Genomic DNA, 16,711 nt, shown 5'->3' with positions numbered 1-16,711 from the left:
TCTAGGGCAATTGGAGGTATTCTTTTTATCTTTAGCTAAGATACAAATTTTATATTACATTGGCAATCAATTTATTATAAAGTTTTATTCTTTTTACGACAGTCCCTAAAGTATATTCAGTCCGAAATATCATAGCTGCCTGACCTTTTCGCTTTCAATAGAGTCTGTACTAACTTCTATGGACGGCAGAGGGAACGGGCGACTGTCTGGGATTGTCCTTTTGCTTTTGTCTTCGTTTCATCAGCTTGTCCATGTCCTCGGATATTTTATCATCGGTTACTTTGGCATATCCTTGTGTCGTTTTAATACTCGTGTGTCCCATCATTTTACTTATACTTTCTATCGGGACACCTGCAGAAAGCATCAAAGTACCGAACGAATGCCTGCTGGCGTGATAACTCAAATTCTCCTTTATACCAACCACGATACCTATCTCATGTATGCAGTACCATAACATGTCACGTTTGGGCAATGGGAATATGGGGTTGCTTTCATCCGTTGTGTTATACATAGCCAATATCTGTTCAGCTATGGGATGAAGGGGTATGAATGACTCCACATCCGTTTTTTTACGGTTGATACGGATGTACTTTCTTCCGTCTAAAGTCGTTTCAATATGTGAAGGATAGAGCCGTTTAACATCAACGTAAGACAATCCGGTGAAGCAGGAAAATATGAAAGCCCTGCGTGTAAGTTCCTGTAATCTTTCTGGCATAGGCTGTTCCATAATCCTTTGCAACTCAGCCCTGCTTATATGTTTCAATTTGCCTGTAGGCTTTTTCTCGTAAGGAACATCCGCAAGCGGGTTGAAACGGAGAATCTCCCTGTCAACGGCAATATATATCAGTCTGTTCAGCCATGTAAAACAATGGTTGATGTGACTCGCACCGCAACCTTTGCCTTTCAGATATCGTTTGTATTCCCAACCGAAATCTTCTGTAATGTCTTCAAAGGCTATGTCATTCTTCCCCATAGAAAGGAGGAATTCGTGCAGGTATGCCTGAGTAGACTTGGACTGACGGTAAGATGAGGTAGAATTTATCGCTACGGAACGGATTCTCAACCTTTCACGTTCTTCTTCTCCGGCTTTCAAGAGAGTTACAGGAACAGTCCCTATACATGTTATTTCGTTTTTCAGCATTTCAGCAGTTATCATACCCATTTCCTTTAACAGGTTCGTGTAAGAAGTTTCAAGCCTTGCCCGTAGGTCTGCAAGAAGACCGTTTGTCCTGCCATCTTTTACCGTTCCGTTTTTGGTATTCCAGCATTCAGGATTGCAATAATATCCGGTAGTAAATACACTGCTCTTGCCGTCAATCGTGATACGGCACATGATGGCTGTTGTCCCGTCGGCTTTAACCTTGCCTCGGTTAATATAGTAGAGAATAGAAAATGTACTTCGCATTGTTTAAATATTTTAAGAGTTATAGAATCAGTTTCAGGTCTTTTGTCGCCTCGATATATTTGTCCATGTCCTCAAAAAGTTTTTTGGGAGTCACACGGGCATATACTTGGGTTGTACCTATATCCGCGTGTCCCAGCATCCTGCTGACAGTTTCAATCGGCACACCGTTTTCCAATGTCATAAGGGTCGAGAACGAATGTCTCCCCATGTGGTATGACAAACGGCCTTTTATCCCGACTTTCATTTTGATGCTTGTAAGACACCATTTCAAAGCCTGGTAGGGGATGACAGGAAACAAGGTAGCCCTTGTCTCATCCTTGTACTTTTCAATAAGAGCCACGGCTTCCGGCAACAGCTTGACACGGCACAGTTGTCCGTTTTTGCCTCTTCGGTATTTCAACCATGGCGCTCCCTGATCATCCTTGGATAGGTTATCAGGAGTAATTGCAACTACGTCAACATACGAAGTCCCGGTGTAGCAGGCGAAAAGAAACATATCCCTGACTATAGAGTGTTCGGGGCGGCAGCCGGTAAGCTCTACATCTCTTATTTTTTCGAAATCATCCTTGCTCAATGCTCTCGGGGGTGTCTCTTTCTGTTTTGGCAGCTGGTAGTGTTCAAAATAGGACTTGTCCGAATGCCCTTCCTTGAATGCGATACGGCAAATCTTTTTCAGTATGGCCAGATAGTGACGTACAGTCTGGACTCCCAGTCGTTTCTCAATTACAACATATTCCTGAAATTCACGTATAAACAGCTCATTAAGCTGGCAAAAGGCAAGGTCTGACACCTTGAATCTGCAATTTATGAATTCTGCAAGACGGTTACGGGTATAAATATAGTTTGGAAGTGTACGGTGGGATATGTCTATCCCCACACGGGACTTCACTTCCTCGATATGCCTGTCGAACAGCTTGAGCAATGTCATTTGGGTATCTTTGCTACCTTGAAGCATTTCTTTTACATCCGTTGCATTAAAATCATGTTTCCGTTCCACGAGAGAATCAAAGGCAGCGTTTACAGCCAATAGCAACCTGTCGATTTTTGCATTGGTTTCCACCGCTTCTTTACTTTTTCCATTCAACCGACTCTCACGTGGATTCCATAACTCTGGAGTACATGACAGCTTGCAACTGAATTGCGCCATCGTGTTGTTCACCGTTATTCGTCCCATAATTGGAGCCTTTCCGAACTTGTCAAGACCGCTCTTTTTCAGGTAGAGCAACACCTTGAATTTTTCTATTTTCATACGCTTATTCTTTAATGGCAAAATTACCTAATTTATAAGCGTTCTTTGATATGCAAAATATTGACAACCAGTGAATAATAGCCCATCGTGATAACTTCTGTACTCCTCATTGCGTTACCTGTATGCTTCGGTAACTGGACAGCTAACGCTTTGGTAACTGAACAAATACTACAAATCACCTTTTTTGCGTTTTACTCATTTGGCAGAATCCAGCAAATATACTAAATACCAACCATTTAAGTTTTATCTACTCATTTCTGTTATCGCTTGCTTTCCTGTTACTTATGCACACGGCCCGGCACTCATTTGCGGTTTTTGCGCTTAACAAGGGGCTTTCCATGTCGGTTGTCAGTCGTCTGCTCGGACATAGCAGCACGGATATTACAGAGAAGGTTTATGCCCGTTTCCTGCCGGAAACACTATCGGCAGAGGTGGCAAAACTAAGCGGAGAATTAATCAACTTGACTATATAATCACTGTGAAAAGATAAAGAAACATGATATCATTGCCATTTCGAGTTGCATGTATCCTGATAGCAGGATTCCTTATTGTACTGGCTGTAACCTATATATACAAGTTAAACAGCCGTAAGGTATTCTGGGGAGTAGGACTCACTACCATTATCGGTATCCTCATTCTTCTTGGCTTAGGGGTGCTTCGTCCATCTTGGGGAACAGAAACCGGCACGGCTGTCATTGTCGGAATCAGTACTGCTATCGGATGTGCAATAACGTTGATCTATGCAGCAGAGGACTTGTATCAAAAGAAGCGAATTAAGGGAAAGAAAATCGCAGAAACTGAATCTGTGCAAAAAGATATGGTTCCAGACCACCATAAAGTGACTTTACCGCCTCGGCTTGATACTGAATTGGCAAGAAAGATCTTTGATAAAGCCATTGAAGAAGGATATATCATTATCGACGATGATCATTATGAGTGGACTTTGAACAAAGTTCTTCTTGCATATATGTGTGGACGTATCTATTGCGAAGATTATCCTGAGAAAACAATATATGATGAGAAGATGTACTGGATGCCTGGCAGGGTGGAATTATTTCCGGGTACTGAATTAGATAAGTTATTTAACATGAAAGATCTGACTCAATCAAGGCATACCCGAAAAAACAAAGCTGCGCCCACAGGATCCGAGAAAATTGACAAGTTATTTGAGTAGCCAATGTGCTACTCTTTTTTTTGTTTGATAAGCAGCAGATTATAAATTCATCACCTCCGTGTTATATACAACTCTAACACGACCTCTAACATAGTATCTAATTCATTCTAACACCAAGATTCCTAAGGAGTTTGAACCTTTGCACCGAGCTTTTGGTACGATGTGCACAGTCGTATCATAGCACGTAAACCCGGCTTACAGTCCGAGTGTGCATAAGGAAGGTTAAGCCATAATACTATAAACTATGGCTCAAAAATTAAATGGAGAAAAGAAACTATGCGACCGGGAACTGCTTGAAAAGATTCTCAGCATAGTAGAGAAACAGGAGAAACTGCCGCCTCTCGCTCATGAAAGTGGGCATCGTCTTTATGACAACAAGTCTTTGATGGAGATGTTGAACATTAAAGATAAGTATCTGAAAAAGTTGCGAGACAACGGTTATCTCGGCTACTCGCGTGAAGGTGATAAATACTGGTACACGCAGGAAGACGTGGACCGCTTTCTGCGTCGTTTCCATTATGAAGCTTTCGCTATTGGTGATGAACTTCCCAAACAGGAAGGAGGTGGCTATGTTTGACACCATTCATTTGACCAACATGCTTCGTTCGGAAGTGGAAGGCATTCCGGAAACAGGTCTTCCGTTGGATGCCTTTCCGGACAGGATACAGGAGATTATCCTCAATCTTGCCAGATACGAAAATTTCAATGTGGAATATACTGCGTCTATTATTCTTTCCGCTGTTGCTACTGCAATAGGCAACTCTTGTCATATCCGTATAAAGGGCGAGTGGAAAACTTGTCCATCCATTTATATGATGTTGGTCGGTCGTCCAGGGCTTGGGAAAACACCTCCTCTCGGTTTTATTTATAAGCCGATTAATGAGTATGATGACCGGCTGCATGAGAAATATAACGAGGAATATGACGAATATGAAAGAGCCATGTCAGCAGGCAAGCACGGAAGTGACGGGGAAGAACAACTGCTCAAGAAACCGAATTTTGTAACGACGGTCATTTATGATTCCACCCCGGAGGCGATGATGAATATTCATCAGCATAATCAGCGTGGGATAACATTGGTCGTCGATGAAATCCTGGCTTTGTTCAATTCCGTCAAAAGGTACAACAGCAAGAACAACCTCATTGAAGATCTGCTGACAGCTTATAGCGGACAGCCGTTAAAGATTATCCGCAAATCAGAATCACGTCCTGTTCTAATCAAGAATCCATGTATAAATGTCATCGGTTCAGTACAGACGAATATGCTGCAGGAAGTCTTCCGTGCAGAGTTCCTTGCCAACGGATTGCTTGACCGTTTTCTGTTTGTCTATCCTAAAAACAGGAAGATATCCGGATGGAGACGGGAAGATACAGCCCGTCCTGATATCATGAATCAATGGAGGACAATAATCAACAGAATCCTAAGCATCCCCTGTATCCTTGATGATAAGGGTACAACGGTCAATCCCCGTATCATTACAATGTCTGACGATGCGGAAGAATATTTTTATGAATGGTACAATGGAATTATAGATGCTGTAAATGCCATTGAGGATGATGCGGATGTTGAAAGCCGGAAGATGAAACTCAACGGCCATGTAGCACGTCTTGCCCTGTTGTTTCAGGTAATGAAATGGGCTACTGATAGTGGAGATATGCAATATATTGAGCGGGATTCCGTAGAATCGGCGATCCGTATGATTGATTATTATGAGGAAACATACAGGAGGATTCAGGAAACCATTGTCATAAACAGTATCGGCGAAACGAAAGAAGCCTGGCTTTCTCTGTTGGAAGATCGGTTCACTTCCGGGGATGCTGTTATTGCCGGTAGAAAAGTTGATATGTCCCGACGTACCGTCTATTATGCGCTTGACCAATTATGCCGGCTTAAGCACCCTCTTATAGAAAAGCTTCAGCATGGAGTCTATCGCAAACTTATGACAGAAAATACTGATGCACCTTGCACTATTGCACTTTCATCTTGTCAAGATACCGTGCAATCTTCTCAAAGTGCAAAAGTGCAGAGTGCAACCACACTAAAATCAGAAGACCATGAGTGAATACAGATTCCATTTGCAGAAATACCGCCCTGGAAGCAAGACTACTTGTCCGAACTGTGGTAAAAGCCGATGTTTTGTCAGGTATATTGATGAACAAGGCAGCATTAGCTTTCCCGGTAATGTCGGCAAGTGTGATCACGAGAACAGTTGCGGCTACCACTATACACCTAAGGAATACTTCAAGGATAATCCTGATGTGTTGGAAATGAATAAAGAATCTAACAAGTCACTCCTTTCTGCCCCTTATAAGACGGTAGATAAAACATCCGTATGTATTGCCCCTTCGTATATTCCTTTATCTTATGTGTTAAAAAGTCAGTCGCATTATTCTATTAACCCTTTGTATCAATATTTCTGCCATGTATTTGGTGAAGATGAGACAGACAGGTTGTTTGGAATGTATCGTATAGGGACATCCGCAAAATGGGGAGGTTCAGCGGTTTTCTGGCAGATAGATATAAATGGACAGGTAAGAACTGGTAAGGTAATGTGCTATAATGCGGAGACAGGACACCGGGTTAAAGTGCCTCAGGCTTTTGTCAGTTGGGCGCACTCCGAGTTGAAATTGCAGGATTTCCATTTGAAGCAATGTCTGTACGGGGAACATCTTCTGAAAAGCTCATCGTCTCCGGTAATGCTGGTGGAAAGTGAAAAGACCGCTGTCGTAATGAGCCATTTTATTCCCGATTATATATGGTTGGCAACAGGCGGAAAGAACGGTTGTTTCAATAGTGAAGCCATGCAGGTCCTCAAAGGCAGGGAGGTTACTCTCATCCCTGATTTAGGAGCAACAGAACAATGGCAAGAAAAGTCTGCTTTGTTGTCTGGAATATGCAAACGGGTTGTTGTGTCCAATGTTTTGGAATGTACATCCGATGAAGAGCAACGCAGCCAAGGATTGGATATTGCAGACTTCTTCCTGTATTCACCATCAAAGAGACAGATACTCCATCAGATGATACAACGTAATCCAACATTGCAGTTGCTCATTGATGAACTGGATTTGGAACTTATTGAATAGTAAAGGAACTTGTTCCGAGGATTTATAGAAAGTCCTTAACACAATAAGGACTTTTTGCCTGACGGCAATAAAATCCGGTCATTGTCCCGCAGAGCGGACTGGCACAAGAGCAAGCTCAAATATTAATCATTTATCAAAAGAATACCCTATATGAATACAGATATTAAACAGGCCATGCATGTTGAAGCCGGGAAGTCATTCGGCACATCAGAGGCGAATGAAAACGAAAGGCATTGGAATGACGACAAGATTGACAGAAAGAATCAGGATCCGACCAATCACTATGACAAGACCCGAATGAAACTGAATTTCGAGATTGGGCCCGATGGGAAAGTTCATCCGTTAGGCTATCAAGAGAAATCGCTTGAAGTACGTTTGCAGGAACGGTTGACTGAACTGGGCTGGAAACCCTTCAAGCCGGACAGCAAAATTCAACCAAACTGTTGTGCGAAATTTATCTTTGGAGGCAATCATGACCGTACACTTGAGATGGCATTTGGGACCCAAACCGTAAATCTGGAAAAGGGTGCAGATAACAGTCATATCCAGCGATGTCCGGAAATCGAACAATGGGCAAAAGATGTCTATGACTGGTGCGCCCGACGATACGGGCAGGAGAACATCATCGGCTTCCAGGTTCATCTCGATGAGAGCAGCCCGCATATCCATGCCTTGATTGTTCCGGTCGGACAACGAGCCAAAAGCGGACGCGAATGCGTCATGTGGTCGGCTAAGTTTGGGAAGAGCCGTTATGAGTATGGCCATATTCTTCGGGAAATGCACACCTCGCTATATGAAGAGGTTGGGAGCAAGTACGGGCTGGAACGTGGTGACAGTATTGAAGGCCGGAACGTCAACCATCTTAGTAAACGCGATTATATCCGGAAACTGTCCAAAGATGCGAAACAGGCGGAGAAAGCAGTCAAGGGGCTGCAGACTATGATACGGAGGTTGGAAGCACAGATATTCAGGTCTCAATCCCAACTTGAAGAAATTGAGAAGTCTCTGACTTCCGGCAAAATCGCTCTTCAGGAATATGAAATTCAAAAGACCAGGATACAAAAACAGATTTCCGAATACCAGTCCAAGCTTGAAGACAAGGCAGGTAAGCTTCAAGAAAAGGAGCAGGAACTGGAGAAGATGACAAAGAATATAGACCGTGTCGGTAGAGTGGCGCAACCTTTCCGCAATCACAAGATAGATTTTGAGCCGCCACGAATCACTGGTAAACCTCCGATATTCGGGGTTGACAAATGGATTGAGGAGCAGAACAGGTCTATCGCCAGCCGATTCGTGAAGATTGTCCGTCAGATTGAAGAACTGTATCGGAAGGATGCCGAACAGCAAATACAAGCGGTGCAGAGTAATACGTTGCTGGACTATCGGGAGCTTAAATGGCTGCAACAGGAGTATGCACGACTGACGGATCTCAACAATAATCAGACTGAACAGATGCAGACATTTCTTGACCAGCTGGCTGAGCCTTCTGTGCGGGAACGAATCTTCACCATCGCTGATGCTTTGATTGGCGGACAACCTGTTGCTGTTTCATCTGGCGGTGGCAACTCCGATTCAGACCTTCGCTGGGACGGAAGAAGGCCGGATGAGGAGAAAGAGGTGTATAGGAGAAGGTGTCTATTATATGTGGCACGAATCGTCCATAATTCTCAAAAGAGAATTATGTGTAAGAAAACGCGTTAAATTCTAAGAATCCTCCGATAAACATGTTGATTGTGTTTCATCGGAGGATTTTGATGGAAATTATTAGTATTGTTGATACAGAACTATTTATATGGCCTATATAATTATTTTAAAATGAATGTCGGTTCATTTACTGTGAAAAACAATCTGCTTGTTAAATCCTCAGACCAGTTTTTTTCTTCTATTCTCATTTTCTGCATAAAGCATTTTTGTTGTTCTCGTTCCAATCGTCCTCGTTTCTGTAATTGTGTGCGACTAATCGCTTTAGGTTCATACAGATGTTGAATAATAGCTATATTCGTTCTGTTAATGAGGTTATTCCCTATTATCTTCCACCACCGAGCATCAGTATCTCCAAGTGAGACTCCAAACAATATAATTACATTCGCATTATTAATTAAAGTCTCGCATTGTATATGCCTTGTCTCTTTCATCACCAGATTCGATTGTTCTTTTATCATCAAATCTTTAATATCGTCATTTTTTTTGAACTCTTCATTTTTAATTTGAGTTTCATTATCGACACCTACGATGATCGATTGGCCCAATAGGCCATGAACGTGAATAAGATTACGTAGTGTATTAATACTATTAAATACTTTGGTTGTTGCGCCGCCACTAAGGTCTAATATTTTTTCGAGAGTATTTGTATAATTTAGTGTAATAACAGAGATATCTTTGGAAGAAAAGTTGTGTTTCTTCATAAATCTATTAAAACGCTCTTTATCTGATGCCCCTAGATATTTGCTGATGTTAATAAAATCGTCCTGAAATTTTGTCTTAAGTTTATGCGTTGGTAAAAACTTCTCATTCTCTTTTGTTAGATATCTTTGAAGATGTTCGTTCAATTCAAAATAGAAATCGTAAAACTCATCAGCGTTGTTAGATACATCTGTAAAAGCACCCAAACGTTCTTCCATATCGGACCACAGCTTTTGATCTTCAGTTATTTCAACTTTCATCTGATTTAATAAATTGCTGCCACTTGTTACATGATCCTGCAAATATTTATAAAACTCAGGATAACTGGTTGCCATCCCTTGTGCTTTATCAAAGCCATTACCAAAGATGTAAAGTATATTCATTCTAAAGTAGTTAGTTCCTATTCATATTTCTTGTAATTCTCCACCTGCTCCAGTACTTTCTGGAAGACTTCTTCATCCCACTGGGGCGGATAACCCTCTTTATACAGAAGGAAAGTAAGCTGGCTGGCAAGTTTGCTTTTGAGGTTGTCATTGTTCAGCCAGTCTGCATAGATGGCAGTGTCGTCTATCAGTGCTTTGATTTTCTTGGCCAACTCAATACAACGATCATCTGCATACTCAAAGCCATGTTTACCACGGACTTCAACAAGTACATCAAAGAATGCCTTTTCCTCGAATGTGATGCCCAATACCTTGAACTTTTCACTGTCTGTTTTAAGTTCTTTCAGGATACCCATCAGTTTGTTAGAAAGTCCGTTAATTTTGTATGAAACAATGTCATAAACATCATTTACAACATTCTGGGTCACATCATTGGTGAATGTCAGCTTATCACGGGTATTATATGCGTCAATCGTTTCCTCGAGCATCTTCTGAAAATGTTCGGCCTGTATCTTGTTTGTCCGACTGTATGCTCTGATCGCTTTGGCTACAAGTTTACAAAGAATCTGGAACTTGGTGAACGGCATCTTTATCTCTTCCACTTCTTTGGAAAACGAGTCGCTAAAAATGTTTTCTTCAACACCTTCGTTCATAACCCGTTCCACACCACTGGCGAGGATAGCCTCCTGAACCATCTGTTCCACATGTCGGTTCATACTTTCCGTATCGTGCTCGGTGGCGGTCATTTTGTTGACGTATGAACAGATTCCCATAAAACATTGGCTCCATGTCACCTCTTCATCAGTCAGGATTCCGGCCGGATTGCAGATGTTGTATGCCGAGCGCAGTCGTTTGACGTGTTCTTTGAAAAGTTTGAGGAATGACACTTCTCCTTTCCGTTCCACGCTGTTGGCAAGGATATATTCGGCCGCCTCCTGAATGAACTGAAGCCGCGCAAGGTCATTGTCTCCGAAAAAGCGTTTGAATGAAAGGCCAGACAATCTCTCCTGTAAAAGCTGCAATTCGTTTTTCAGTATATCATGGGCTGTATCCAAATCCTCTTGTGGTCCTACCTCACCTCCGTATTTCTTCATGGCCTTCTTCATCTCCTCGCGGATACCGATGTAGTCGATGATGAAGCCAAATTCCTTAGTGCCGTATCGACGGTTCACTCGCGATATGGTCTGTATCAATGTGTGTTTCGACAGAGGCTTATCGTTGTAAAGCATGGTCAGGCACGGCACATCGAATCCAGTAATCCACATATCAACATTGATGGAGATATGAAAATTGGATTTCTCTGATTTGAACTCGGCATCAAGAAATTTGCGATATTCCTTGTCTCCAAGCAAATTGTATAACTCCTTTTCATCGTCCTTGTCGCGGGTCATGACCATATTGACAAAAGCGATGTCATTGAGTTTGTCCTTTTCATCTGCCGTTAATACAAGTTCATTCAAAGCCTTTTTCTTCTCGAACCAATCGGGTTGCAGCTCCCGCATGATTTTATACAATCGGAACGCGATTGTGCGGTCGGCGCAGGTAATCATCGCTTTTTGCAGACGGTCGGTTGTTTCTGTTCGGCGTTTGTAGTCATCGATAATGTCCTTAGCAACCCGGCGCAACACATCTTCATCGCCGATAATTACCTCCATGCTCGACATGGCGGCTTTGCTCTTGGCAATATCTTCAGGCGTAGCCCCTTCGTCCGCACAGATCCGGTAGTATTCCTCAACCTTCTCGGCTTGCTCCTTGTTCAAGAAAACACGCGCCAGTCGGGGATCGTATTTGATAGGTACGGTGATGCCGTCATCTTCCGACTCCTTCATCGTGTATTGATCTACGACATCTCCAAATACATGTATGGTCTCGTCGATGGGTGTTCCGGTAAAGCCCACATATGTGGCGTTAGGCAAGGCATCACGCAGGTATTTGGCAAATCCGTATGTAATTTTTGCCCCTATTTTCCCGGTGTCGCCTTCTGTCTGTATCGACAGTTTCGACCCGAGGTTGTTTTGAGAACGGTGCGCCTCGTCGCTCAGACAAATCACATTGGAACGCTCCGTAAGCAATCCAGTGGACTCTGCAAATTTCTGGATCGTGGTAATATAGACCCCGCCGGTCTTGCGCATACTCATCTCTTCGGCAAGTTCCTTGCGGGTCTCAAATACCTTTACGGCCTCGTCTTCAAGGTAGCGTTTCGAGCGGCAGAACAGTTTTCCGCTCTGAGTCTCCAAATCTTCCCGATCAACGATAATAAGGATTGTTGGACTACCCAGTTGCTCTCGGCAACGCAGTGCCAACTGGCGAGCAAGGAACAGCATGGTATAGGTCTTTCCACACCCGGTGGCGCCGAAATAGGTGCCCCCCTTACCATCGCCGCCAACAGAGCGCAAATGGGAGAGGATATGGTCTCGTAACTTACGAGTGGCAAAGAATTGTGGATAGCGGCACACAACTTCGGTCGTGTCATCCTCTTTCGTCGGATCGGGGAAATAGACATAGTCGCGCAGGATCTCCAAGATACGTTCCGGCGAAAGCGCTCCGCGAACAAGGGTCCGAAGCGTATCAAGCCCCTTGCCGGCTTTGTCTTCATTGTCGATTTTCTTCCATTCGTAGAAAAATTCGAATGGCGTGTAGGGCGTTCCCAATTCGTTCTTTGCTCCGTCGCTGATAACTGCCAGTGCACAATATTTCAGCAAGGCTGGTATATCCCGCATATAACGGGTACAAATCTGCGTGTGGGCATCGCGTATGGTGGCATTCTGCTTGGTCGGGTTTTTGAGTTCGACGATGCAGACCGGTATGCCGTTTACAAAAAGCAGGATGTCGGGCCGGCGGTTCTCACGGCCTTGTTCCATGATAAATTGGTTGACGCAACGGAAAATATTATGGTCGGGATGCTCGAAGTCGATGTATTGCAGGCGGAACGGATTGTCCCTGCCATCGCTGTATGTAAAATCGTATCCGTCCCGATAGAGCAGGAAGGTGTTTTGCAGGGCATAATAATCGTTCTGGCCGCCCGTGTTCCGCAGATTGGCAACAATGCCGTCCACTTCGGTTACGGTCAGTTTTTTGTCCTTGTATTGAGCGGCAAGAAATGTCCGCAGGTCTTCTTCAATAAGCGGGTCGGTATATTTCCGGTGGATTTCATCACCAAATGTATATTGCCAATGCGACTCGCGGAGGAGTTCGATAGTCGCCTCCTCAAACTGGCTTTCATAATATTTCCCTTTGCCTACCATAATCGCTGCGATTTAAGAATGTATAACGTGTTGAAGCAATGCCGGACACACTTCACGAGAAAGCCGGTCGGCTTCTTCGGCTATCTGCCTTGCCTCGTTGGCGCATTTGTAGATATTAACAATAGCCTGTTGAACTTCAATGAGGGGAAGAGGTATTTCTATGTCAATAAATCTATTCCAATCCAAATTTGCTCTCACACTTGAGTCACTATAAAACCAGCCTAATCTATCCATTTCTGAATTTTTGAATATCATCATAAAATATTCTGGAAGAATAGGCTCTTTCTTATCAAAGATGAAAGTTGTATAAGCAGGCGAAATTAAAGCTGGAATATCTTTGTCGTACAAAGCGATACGAATACACTTATCTCGGCCTGTCTGCATGCCACTAAATGCAAATTCTCCTTTTCTAATAATTTTATATTTGCTTGTGTTTATTGTGTCCATAGAAGCAACAGTCGGCATAAACATTTTATTATTGTTTAATCCTAATACTTCATAGGGAGAACCATCTTTATTGGTCTTATCTATGACTTCTATAGCATTACCAATACGATAATTTCGTACATTCTTCTTCTTTCTTATTTCTTGGATATAGCTTTGGCAGAGTTGCATAAGCGGGGCTGCCTTAGCTTCGTTTTGCTCTTTAATTTCCCGGAATGCTCTCCATGCGTTCACCACTTTCTGCTGTTCGGCAACAGATGGAAGAGGAATCTCAATATCAAGGAAACGAGGCCAGTCCAAATTGGCTCGGACGCTAGAATCACTAATAAACCAGCCATAACGGTCGCTTTCCTCTCGATTGAAATACATAAAAAAGTATTCCGGTAAAACGTCGTTCTCTTTATTGATGAAAAAAGTCGTATATGCAGGCGAAATCAAAGCGGGTTGTGCTTTGTCGTATAATCCAATTCGAATGCATATATCACGACCTGTTTGCATACCACTAAATACAAACATCCCTTTGGAAACAATTTTGTATTTAGTAATATCAACACCATCCAGATTGGCAACCGTTGGCATAAATGTTTTATCTCTATTTATGCCGATAACAGGATAGTTACGACCGGCCGTATTCCTTTCGTCACACCACTCGATATAATCCCCGATCCGGCCCCATTTTACACCGCCACTTTCCATATCACACCTCTTCTTTTCCACGCTGTTCCATAAAGAAGCGTTTCTGCTGTTCGATTTCTCGGCGCAGTTCCTCTTCGGTAGGCATATATGTCATATACTTAGCGGCAAAAATCTGGTCGCTGTCATGTAACACTGAATATTTTGCTATGGTGTTGTCCGTATCCGTGCAGAGTAACACACCGATGGTCGGATTGTCATCATCTCCTTTAACCAAATCATCGTACATACGGATGTACATATCCAACTGTCCGATGTCCTGATGAGTCAGCTTATGGGTTTTCAGTTCAAAGATAACGAACCGCTTCATCTTGTAATTATAGAATACAAGGTCGATATAGAAATCAGCCGTATCGGTCACAATGTGTTGCTGCCTTTCTACGAAAGCAAATCCACGACCGAGTTCCATGATGAACTTCTCAAGGTTGTCAATTAGTGCCTGCTCCAATTCTGATTCTGAATAATTAGTATCCCGATGGAATCCCATAAATTCGGCCACCATTGGATTCTTTATATATTCCAACGGATCTGTTTGACCGACATAAGGTACGGGCAGAGTTGAACTTTCCCTTTGAGCCGCAAGCCGTCGTTCATAATATTGGGTGGAGATATTTCTGTCAAGGTCGTCCACACTCCACATATCCTCGGCGGCTGTCTTCAAATACCATTCCCTTGCTTGCACATTGCTGACGGAAAGAAGTCTGCGAACATGTGACCAAGTAAGATTTTGCACACGCGTGTGCAAAATTTCTACATCCTTGAATTCCAAATAGAACTTTCGGTAATATGCCAAGTTACGCTTACCATAGCCGGTTCCGTATTCAGCAGCAAGTCTGACAGCAAGAGCCGGAATAAGCTTTTGTCCGTATGCCGCCCTGCTTGCCCCCTGCTGTTCTTCTTCCACGATACGCCGTCCAATGTTCCAATAAGTCATAATGGCTATTTGACCAGTTGCGGCATAAGCTTGTTTCCGTCCTTGCTCTATGATGGTTCTAATATCGGAAACAAAATTCTCGGTTATTATATCAGTTTGTTGCTTATTCTTTTCCATATCCCAAAATTTTGAAGGCATTCACGAGTTCGGCTTCATTTGCATCCCATCTTTTCTTCAGTTCGTCAAATTTACGGCTCATCTCGGTGAGGGCTGATTTATAATCAATTTCCGTATCGCGGTCGATAAACTCGATATATCTGGAGGGTACAAGCGAATATCCTTTCTGTTGGATTTCGTCAAGATGAGCGGCATAGTATAACTCAGGCTCGGCATACTCGGCGAAATTTTTAGTCTGCCAATTGAAATAGATTTGGCAAACCCGGCTAATTTCCGTTTCAGACAGGCGAACATATTTCTTTTCGTATATGTTACTGTTCCATGTGCGCAGGTCAATAAACAAGATCTCGCCCGTTCGGTTACGCAGTTGTCTGCCATGCCAGGGACCACCTTTCTTATTATTGTTCAGAATCCATAACGTAACGGATATATCGGTAGAATAGAACATGTTGCGCGGCAGAACGATGATAGCCTCGATTTTGTCGTTTTCGATCAATTGTTTGCGTATTTCAAGCGTGTCGCTGTCGTCCAATGCCCCATTGGCAAGCAGAAATCCTGCAATTCCGTGATTGACATCCAGTTTGTTCAGGATATGGAGAATCCATGCGTAGTTGGCATTGCTGGTCGGTGGAACTCCATAACCTTTCCAGCGGGGGTCCGTCTCAAATTCTCCATACTCGGCATATTTCTTCAAATTGAATGGCGGATTTGCCATGATATAGTCGAACTTGAGGTCTTTATGCTGGTCGTCGGAGAAAGTGGATACAGCTTTGTCTCCCAAATGGTAGGATATACCGCGGATAGCAAGATTCATCTTTGCCAGACGATAGGTCGCCGGTTCGGATTCCTGTCCATACACGTTGACCGCTTTGGTGTTGCCGCCATGTGCTTCAATAAACTTGGTTGCCTGCACGAACATACCGCCTGACCCGCAGCACGGGTCATAGACCGTACCGTCGAACGGCTCGATGAGTGAGGCAATAAGCTCCACGATAGAATGCGGCGTGTAGAACTCACCTTCCTCCTTGTCGGCATTGATTGAGAAAGCCTGCAAGAAATATTCATATACACGCCCTATGAGGTCGTGATCGGTGAACTTTTTGGGATCTATCTTGTTAATCTCGTCCACCACACTTTTCAAGACACCCGGTTCAAGAGCCGTTTTCGTGAAAATCTGCTGTGGAAGGGCGTTCTTCAGCTTAGGTTCATTGTCGTCCAACGTCTTTATGGCTGTATCGAAAGCGATGGCCATACCGGTAGGTGCCGTAAGAATCAGCTTGTCCCAAAATGTTTCGTCAGTCAGGAAAAACACTCCGTCCTGCATATACTGATTGGGACGGGACAGCTGCATTTCAACAAAAGCCTCGTCGTGAATGCCTTGAACCTCTATAATCTCATGCCTGATTTTATCCTTTTGCTGCTTGAAGCGTTCCCCGATGAATTTCAAAAACACAAGAGTCAGCAACAAATCGCGCTTGTCGGTCATGGCCGCACGCCCTCTCAAACTGTTGCGACAGTTGAAAAGTATGGTTTCTAAGGTCTCCTCCTTTGTTATTTTTGTTTGTTTCTTGGCCATCGTA

The 16,711-nt window shown here is 43.3% G+C and carries 12 protein-coding genes and 1 pseudogene; 6 read left to right on the top strand and 7 right to left on the bottom strand.

The window, feature by feature from the left end; translation table 11 throughout:
- Nucleotides 1-169: 169 nt before the first annotated feature.
- Nucleotides 170-1,405, bottom strand: coding sequence for a site-specific integrase (locus B5F38_RS12415; protein WP_087409505.1), 1,236 nt, complete (start codon nt 1,403-1,405; stop codon nt 170-172).
- Between the two features lie 19 nt (nt 1,406-1,424).
- Nucleotides 1,425-2,654 (bottom strand): site-specific integrase, encoded by a 1,230-nt coding sequence (locus B5F38_RS12410; protein ID WP_087409504.1) that lies wholly within the window; start codon nt 2,652-2,654, stop codon nt 1,425-1,427.
- Between the two features lie 284 nt (nt 2,655-2,938).
- Here B5F38_RS12410 and B5F38_RS12405 point away from each other — a divergent pair.
- The 6 genes and pseudogenes from B5F38_RS12405 to mobV all read left to right on the top strand — a co-directional run.
- Nucleotides 2,939-3,127 (top strand): annotated as a pseudogene (locus B5F38_RS12405) (tyrosine-type recombinase/integrase); the annotation flags it as partial.
- A gap of 23 nt (nt 3,128-3,150) precedes the next feature.
- Entirely contained in the window at nt 3,151-3,828 is a 678-nt protein-coding gene (locus tag B5F38_RS12400; protein ID WP_087409503.1) for a hypothetical protein, read from the top strand.
- Nucleotides 3,829-4,072: 244 nt separating this feature from the next.
- Nucleotides 4,073-4,405, top strand: coding sequence for a helix-turn-helix domain-containing protein (locus tag B5F38_RS12395; RefSeq protein WP_013611297.1), 333 nt, complete (start codon nt 4,073-4,075; stop codon nt 4,403-4,405).
- Nucleotides 4,398-5,891 (top strand): DUF3987 domain-containing protein, encoded by a 1,494-nt coding sequence (locus tag B5F38_RS12390; protein ID WP_087409502.1) that lies wholly within the window; start codon nt 4,398-4,400, stop codon nt 5,889-5,891. The genes B5F38_RS12395 and B5F38_RS12390 overlap by 8 nt, the downstream gene beginning before the upstream one ends.
- Complete coding sequence (locus tag B5F38_RS12385) at nt 5,884-6,912, top strand: DUF6371 domain-containing protein (protein ID WP_087409501.1); 1,029 nt, start codon at nt 5,884-5,886, stop codon at nt 6,910-6,912. The genes B5F38_RS12390 and B5F38_RS12385 overlap by 8 nt, the downstream gene beginning before the upstream one ends.
- Before the next feature lie 150 nt (nt 6,913-7,062).
- The gene (gene mobV, locus B5F38_RS12380; RefSeq protein WP_087409500.1) at nt 7,063-8,613 is read left to right on the top strand and encodes a MobV family relaxase; all 1,551 of its coding nucleotides are present in this window, start codon (nt 7,063-7,065) and stop codon (nt 8,611-8,613) included.
- Between the two features lie 104 nt (nt 8,614-8,717).
- Here the strand turns inward: mobV and B5F38_RS12375 are convergent, their stop codons facing one another.
- The 5 genes from B5F38_RS12375 to B5F38_RS12355 are packed head-to-tail and all read right to left on the bottom strand — an operon-like array spanning nt 8,718 to nt 16,707.
- On the bottom strand, nt 8,718-9,698 hold the full coding sequence (locus B5F38_RS12375; protein WP_087409499.1) for an AbiH family protein: 981 nt from the start codon (nt 9,696-9,698) through the stop codon (nt 8,718-8,720).
- 17 nt (nt 9,699-9,715) lie between these two features.
- Nucleotides 9,716-12,943 (bottom strand): HsdR family type I site-specific deoxyribonuclease, encoded by a 3,228-nt coding sequence (locus tag B5F38_RS12370; RefSeq protein WP_087409498.1) that lies wholly within the window; start codon nt 12,941-12,943, stop codon nt 9,716-9,718.
- Between the two features lie 12 nt (nt 12,944-12,955).
- Entirely contained in the window at nt 12,956-14,083 is a 1,128-nt protein-coding gene (locus B5F38_RS12365; RefSeq protein WP_087409497.1) for a restriction endonuclease subunit S, read from the bottom strand.
- Nucleotide 14,084: 1 nt separating this feature from the next.
- Nucleotides 14,085-15,131, bottom strand: a complete 1,047-nt coding sequence (locus B5F38_RS12360) for a PDDEXK nuclease domain-containing protein (RefSeq protein WP_087409509.1) — start codon at nt 15,129-15,131, stop codon at nt 14,085-14,087.
- Entirely contained in the window at nt 15,118-16,707 is a 1,590-nt protein-coding gene (locus B5F38_RS12355) for an N-6 DNA methylase (RefSeq protein WP_087409496.1), read from the bottom strand. Before B5F38_RS12355 ends, B5F38_RS12360 begins: the two co-directional genes overlap by 14 nt.
- Nucleotides 16,708-16,711: the final 4 nt, after the last annotated feature.

The organism is Barnesiella sp. An22 (assembly GCF_002159975.1).
Lineage (GTDB): Bacteria > Bacteroidota > Bacteroidia > Bacteroidales > Barnesiellaceae > Barnesiella > Barnesiella merdigallinarum.
The sequence above is the reverse complement of the archived record's forward strand: the minus strand, read 5'-3'. Positions and strand labels throughout refer to the sequence as shown.

What these genes read in the sequence shown, in the direction of transcription:
- B5F38_RS12415 (WP_087409505.1), bottom strand. Translation starts at nt 1,405, where the DNA reads ATGCGAAGTACATTTTCTATTCTCTACTATATTAACCGAGGCAAGGTT.
- B5F38_RS12410 (WP_087409504.1), bottom strand. Translation starts at nt 2,654, where the DNA reads ATGAAAATAGAAAAATTCAAGGTGTTGCTCTACCTGAAAAAGAGCGGT.
- B5F38_RS12400 (WP_087409503.1), top strand. Translation starts at nt 3,151, where the DNA reads ATGATATCATTGCCATTTCGAGTTGCATGTATCCTGATAGCAGGATTC.
- B5F38_RS12395 (WP_013611297.1), top strand. Translation starts at nt 4,073, where the DNA reads ATGGCTCAAAAATTAAATGGAGAAAAGAAACTATGCGACCGGGAACTG.
- B5F38_RS12390 (WP_087409502.1), top strand. Translation starts at nt 4,398, where the DNA reads ATGTTTGACACCATTCATTTGACCAACATGCTTCGTTCGGAAGTGGAA.
- B5F38_RS12385 (WP_087409501.1), top strand. Translation starts at nt 5,884, where the DNA reads ATGAGTGAATACAGATTCCATTTGCAGAAATACCGCCCTGGAAGCAAG.
- mobV (WP_087409500.1), top strand. Translation starts at nt 7,063, where the DNA reads ATGAATACAGATATTAAACAGGCCATGCATGTTGAAGCCGGGAAGTCA.
- B5F38_RS12375 (WP_087409499.1), bottom strand. Translation starts at nt 9,698, where the DNA reads ATGAATATACTTTACATCTTTGGTAATGGCTTTGATAAAGCACAAGGG.
- B5F38_RS12370 (WP_087409498.1), bottom strand. Translation starts at nt 12,943, where the DNA reads ATGGTAGGCAAAGGGAAATATTATGAAAGCCAGTTTGAGGAGGCGACT.
- B5F38_RS12365 (WP_087409497.1), bottom strand. Translation starts at nt 14,083, where the DNA reads ATGGAAAGTGGCGGTGTAAAATGGGGCCGGATCGGGGATTATATCGAG.
- B5F38_RS12360 (WP_087409509.1), bottom strand. Translation starts at nt 15,131, where the DNA reads ATGGAAAAGAATAAGCAACAAACTGATATAATAACCGAGAATTTTGTT.
- B5F38_RS12355 (WP_087409496.1), bottom strand. Translation starts at nt 16,707, where the DNA reads ATGGCCAAGAAACAAACAAAAATAACAAAGGAGGAGACCTTAGAAACC.